Source organism: Microbacterium sp. HMWF026 (genome assembly GCF_003061325.1).
Taxonomy (GTDB): domain Bacteria; phylum Actinomycetota; class Actinomycetes; order Actinomycetales; family Microbacteriaceae; genus Microbacterium; species Microbacterium testaceum_E.
Genome location: NZ_QAJB01000117.1, coordinates 1 through 5,349 on the forward strand (window position 1 = coordinate 1; position 5,349 = coordinate 5,349).

Consider the following 5,349-nt stretch of genomic DNA (forward strand, 5'->3'; position numbering starts at 1 on the left):
TGCACCGTGAGGTTGAGGACGGTCACGCGCTCGCCACCCATACGGCCGGCCATGCGCATGCCCTTGAAGACGCGGCTCGGGGTCGACGAGGCGCCGATCGAACCGGGCTTGCGGTGGTTGCGGTGCGCACCGTGCGAAGCGGAGACACCCTTGAAGTTGTGGCGCTTCATGACACCGGCGGTGCCCTTGCCCTTGCTGGTGCCGACGACGTCGACCAGCTGGCCGGCCTCGAAGAGCCCGTCCACGGTGAGCTCCTGGCCCAGCGCGTAGTCGGCGGCATCCGCGGTCCGCACCTCGGTGAGGTGGCGGCGCGGGGTGACACCGGCGGCGTCGAAGTGAGCCGTGAGGGGCTTGTTCACCTTGCGGGGGTCGATCTGGCCGTAGCCGATCTGAACGGCGTTGTAGCCGTCCTTCTCGAGCGAGCGCAGCTGGGTCACGACGTTCGGGGCGACCTCGATGACGGTGACGGGAACGAGCTTGCCGTTCTCGTCCCACACCTGGGTCATGCCGAGCTTGGTGCCGAGGAGGCCCTTGGAGATCTTGGAGTTGATGTCAGCCATGTCGAACCTCAGAGCTTGATCTCGATGTTGACATCGGCCGGGAGGTCGAGACGCATCAGCGAGTCGACGGCCTTGGGCGTCGGGTCGATGATGTCGATGAGGCGCTTGTGGGTGCGCATCTCGAAGTGCTCGCGGCTGTCCTTGTACTTGTGGGGCGACCGGATGACGCACACGACGTTCTTCTCGGTCGGAAGGGGAACCGGGCCCACCACGGTGGCGCCGGCACGGGTCACGGTGTCGACGATCTTGCGCGCCGACGAGTCCAGTCCGGCGTGGTCGTACGACTTCAGGCGAATGCGGATCTTCTGTCCCGCCATTGTCTGCTCTCTCTCTTTCAGCGTCTTACCCGACCTGGGGCATTGGACGCACGGTGGTGCTGACGCACCCTGGCACTTCCCCTCGCTCGCGCGAGAGATGCTGCACCGCTGTTCAGCTGTCAAACCGGATGCCATGGCCTCCGGCCCGCCCCGCGCACGCACGCGTGCGAATCCCGTGAAGGATGTGGGGTTCGGTGTGATGTTCTGCTGCCCGCGGCCCAGGACCCTGCGCTCGCGCGCCGCCTGTGCACTGCCCTGGCAGTGATCCTGGCGCACGCCGAGCGCGCACCGGAATGTGGAACTGCATTAGTCTACGGAGCGCTCGGGGATGGCGCAAACCCGGGCGTGTCGCGCTCGGCTGATGCTCAGCCTGCACGCCCGACGCGACGATGCCGTCCCCGCCCGGCGGGAACGGCATCCGATCGGAATCGACGCGTCAGGCGTTGCCGATGTTCTTGTCGACGTTCGCGCGAACCTCGTCGATCTTGGCGTGATGCTCCGCGGGAACCACCTTCTTGATGGCGTCGGCGGCTCCGTCGAGCACCTTGTCGCTGACCTCTTCGGCCTTCTCGCTCTTCAGCGCCTCTTCGATCTTGTCGCGATTCTCGTCGAGGAGCTTCTTGCCCTTCGCGATGATGTCGTCCACGCCGCTCATGTGCGCCTCTCTCGGTGAAGCGGATCGACCCGATTGTCGACCGCTTCGTCATTCTGGACCGGAGCACGCCCTCGGCGGAACCCCCACCTGTCCGTGCGTGGGAACGACAAAGGCCGGGCCCGAAGGCCCGGCCTGTGCCGAGTGAAGTCTGGAAGGACTTACTTGATGATCTTGGTGACGGTACCGGCACCGACGGTGCGGCCACCCTCACGGATCGCATAGCCGAGGCCCTCTTCCATGGCGATCGGCTGGATGAGCTCGACCGACATCTCGGTGGTGTCACCGGGCATGACCATCTCGGTGCCCTCGGGCAGCGTGATGACGCCGGTCACGTCCGTGGTGCGGAAGTAGAACTGCGGGCGGTAGTTCGTGAAGAACGGGTTGTGGCGGCCGCCCTCTTCCTTGGACAGGATGTACGCCGTGCCCTCGAAGTTGGTGTGCGGGGTGACCGAACCGGGCTTCACGACGACCTGGCCGCGCTCGACGTCGTCACGCTTGGTGCCGCGCAGGAGCAGACCACAGTTCTCGCCGGCCCAGGCCTCGTCGAGCTGCTTGTGGAACATCTCGATACCCGTGACCGTGGTCTTCTGCGTCGGGCGGATGCCGACGATCTCGACCTCGGAGTTGATCGCGAGGGTACCGCGCTCGGCGCGACCCGTGACGACCGTTCCACGACCGGTGATGGTGAAGACGTCCTCGATGGGCATGAGGAACGGCTTGTCCTTGTCACGCACCGGGTCGGGGATGGAGGAGTCGACGGCCTCCATCAGCTCGACGATCGAGTTGACCCACTGCTCGTCACCCTCGAGAGCCTTCAGGCCCGAAACGCGCACGACGGGGGCGTTGTCGCCGTCGAAGTCCTGCGACGACAGCAGCTCGCGGACCTCGAGCTCGACGAGCTCCAGGATCTCCTCGTCGTCGACCATGTCGCTCTTGTTCAGCGCGACGAGCAGGTAGGGCACGCCGACCTGCTTGGCGAGCAGAACGTGCTCACGGGTCTGAGCCATCGGGCCGTCGGTGGCGGCGACCACGAGGATCGCGCCGTCCATCTGAGCGGCACCGGTGATCATGTTCTTGATGTAGTCGGCGTGACCGGGGGCGTCGACGTGAGCGTAGTGACGCTTGGGGGTCTCGTACTCGACGTGCGAGATGTTGATCGTGATGCCGCGCTGACGCTCTTCGGGCGCGGAGTCGATCGACGCGAAGTCACGCTGAACGTTGGTGGCCGACGGGAACTTGTCGGCGAGCACCTTCGAGATGGCAGCGGTGAGCGTGGTCTTGCCGTGGTCGACGTGACCGATCGTTCCGATGTTCACGTGCGGCTTGGTCCGCTCGAACTTGGCCTTAGCCACTGGGTCCTCCTCAGGACGGTAGATGCGGATCGCGGGCGCTGGATTGCGACCGGTTCTCCGCGGGGATGGTTCTCAGGTTACTAGAGAGTCGGTGTTCAGTTTGAGTGGATGCCGGGAACCCGAGCCGGAGCCGGGCTCCCGGCATCCATCAGAGCGGAGTTACTCGCCCTTGTTCTTCTGGATGATCTCGTCGGCCACGGCCTTCGGGACATCGGCGTAGCTGTCGAACTCCATCGAGTAGACGGCGCGGCCCGAGGTCTTCGAGCGCAGGTCACCGATGTAGCCGAACATCTCGGACAGCGGCACGTTGGCGCGCACGACCTTGACGCCGGCGGCGTCCTCCATCGACTGGATCTGGCCACGACGCGAGTTGAGGTCGCCGATGACGTCGCCCATGTACTCCTCGGGAGTACGCACCTCGACGGCCATGATCGGCTCGAGGATGGTGGGGTTGGCCTTGCGGACAGCCTCTTTGAAGCCCATCGATCCGGCGATCTTGAACGCCATCTCGGAGGAGTCGACGTCGTGCGACGCACCGTCGAGCAGGATCGCCTTGACACCCACCATGGGGTAGCCGGCGAGCACGCCGACGTTCATGGCGTCCTGGAAGCCCTGGTCGGTCGGCGAGATGTACTCGCGCGGGATACGACCACCGGTGACCTTGTTCTCGAACTCGTAGGTCTTGTCGGCCGTGACCTCGAGGGGCTCGATCGCGAACTGGATCTTCGCGAACTGGCCCGAACCACCGGTCTGCTTCTTGTGGGTGTAGTCGTGACGCTCGACCGACTTGCGGATGGTCTCGCGGTACGCCACCTGCGGCTTTCCGACGTTGGCCTCGACCTTGAACTCGCGCTTCATGCGGTCCACGAGGATGTCGAGGTGCAGCTCGCCCATGCCCTTGATGACCGTCTGACCGGTCTCGGCGTTCTGCTCGACGCGGAACGTGGGGTCTTCTTCGGCGAGCTTCTGGATGGCGACACCCAGCTTCTCCTGGTCGGCCTTGGTCTTGGGCTCGATGGCGACCTCGATGACCGGCTCGGGGAAGGTCATCGACTCGAGCACGACCTGGTTGGCCGGGTCGCACAGGGTGTCACCCGTGGTCGTGTCCTTCAGACCGATGACGGCGTAGATGTGACCCGCGGTGACGGAGTCGACCGGCATCTCCTTGTTGGCGTGCATCTGGAAGATCTTTCCGATGCGCTCCTTCTTGCCCTTCGTCGCGTTGACGATCTGCGCACCCGAGTCGAGGTGACCCGAGTAGACGCGGATGTAGGTCAGACGACCGAAGAAGGGGTGCGTCACGATCTTGAACGCGAGGGCCGCGAAGGGCTCTTCACGGTCGGCGTGGCGCTCGATGACGATCTCTTCGTTCTTGGGGTCCTTCGCCTCGATGGCGGGGACGTCCAGGGGCGAGGGGAGGTAGTCCACGACCGCGTCGAGCATGGGCTGCACGCCGCGGTTCTTGAACGCCGAACCGCAGAGCACGGGGTAGAGCTCGGAGTTGATCGTCATCTTGCGGATGGCGCCCTTGATCTCGGCGACCGTGAGCTCCTCACCGCCGAAGAACTTCTCGAGCAGGACGTCGTCGGACTCGGCGACGGTCTCGAGCAGCTGCTGACGGTACTCGGCGGCCTTGTCGGCGAGGTCGGCCGGGATCTCCTGGATCTCGTACTTCGCACCCATGGTCACGTCACCCTTGGCGTCACCGGGCCACACCAGTGCGCGCATCTCGACCAGGTCGATCACGCCGACGAAGTCGTTCTCGGCACCGATGGGGAGCTGGATGACCAGCGGCTTCGCCTTGAGGCGGTTGACGATGGTGTCGACGGTGAAGTAGAAGTCGGCACCCAGCTTGTCCATCTTGTTGACGAAGCAGATGCGGGGGACGTCGTACTTGTCGGCCTGGCGCCAGACGGTCTCGGACTGGGGCTCGACGCCCTCTTTGCCGTCGAAGACGGCGACGGCACCGTCGAGCACGCGGAGCGAGCGCTCGACCTCGACCGTGAAGTCGACGTGGCCGGGGGTGTCGATGATGTTGATCTGGTTCTTGTCCCAGAAGCAGGTGACGGCGGCGGAGGTGATCGTGATGCCACGCTCCTGCTCCTGCTCCATCCAGTCGGTGGTCGCCGCACCATCGTGCGTCTCACCGATCTTGTGGTTGACGCCCGTGTAGAACAGGATGCGCTCGGTCGTCGTCGTCTTGCCGGCATCGATGTGCGCCATGATGCCGATGTTGCGGACCTTGTGGAGGTCGGTGAGCACGTCTTGTGCCACGGGTGTCTTCCTTACCTGTTGGGAGGTTGATGCCGGGCCCATCGGAGGGTCCGTGACCGGGGTTCGATCACGGACCCTCCGCGGGTTTTACCAGCGGTAGTGCGCGAAGGCGCGGTTCGACTCGGCCATCTTGTGGGTGTCTTCGCGGCGCTTGACCGCGGCACCGAGGCCGTTCGAGGCATCGAGGATCT

General features: G+C 64.9%; 5 protein-coding genes and 1 pseudogene. All 6 read right to left on the bottom strand.

Features of this window, described 5'->3' with window-relative positions; genetic code table 11:
• The coding region (rplC, locus tag DBR36_RS05380) for a 50S ribosomal protein L3 (protein WP_108317907.1) at positions 1–560 on the bottom strand (560 nt) is incomplete at its 3' end.
• Positions 561–568: 8 nt separating this feature from the next.
• On the bottom strand, positions 569–877 hold the full coding sequence (gene rpsJ, locus DBR36_RS05385) for a 30S ribosomal protein S10 (protein WP_013584016.1): 309 nt from the start codon (positions 875–877) through the stop codon (positions 569–571).
• 436 nt (positions 878–1,313) lie between these two features.
• Positions 1,314–1,532: an Rv0909 family putative TA system antitoxin gene (locus tag DBR36_RS05390; RefSeq protein ID WP_108317908.1), complete on the bottom strand. Its 219-nt coding sequence runs from the start codon at positions 1,530–1,532 to the stop codon at positions 1,314–1,316.
• Between the two features lie 158 nt (positions 1,533–1,690).
• Positions 1,691–2,884, bottom strand: coding sequence for an elongation factor Tu (gene tuf / locus DBR36_RS05395; RefSeq protein WP_108317909.1), 1,194 nt, complete (start codon positions 2,882–2,884; stop codon positions 1,691–1,693).
• 159 nt (positions 2,885–3,043) lie between these two features.
• Positions 3,044–5,158 carry an elongation factor G gene (gene fusA / locus DBR36_RS05400; RefSeq protein ID WP_108317910.1) on the bottom strand — a complete coding sequence of 705 codons (2,115 nt, stop codon included), beginning with the start codon at positions 5,156–5,158 and terminating at the stop codon, positions 3,044–3,046.
• 87 nt (positions 5,159–5,245) lie between these two features.
• Positions 5,246–5,349, bottom strand: a pseudogene (locus tag DBR36_RS05405) (30S ribosomal protein S7); the annotation flags it as partial.

Excerpts from the sequence above, each read along its gene's own strand:
- rpsJ (WP_013584016.1), bottom strand. The coding sequence starts at position 877 with ATGGCGGGACAGAAGATCCGCATTCGCCTGAAGTCGTACGACCACGCC.
- DBR36_RS05390 (WP_108317908.1), bottom strand. The coding sequence starts at position 1,532 with ATGAGCGGCGTGGACGACATCATCGCGAAGGGCAAGAAGCTCCTCGAC.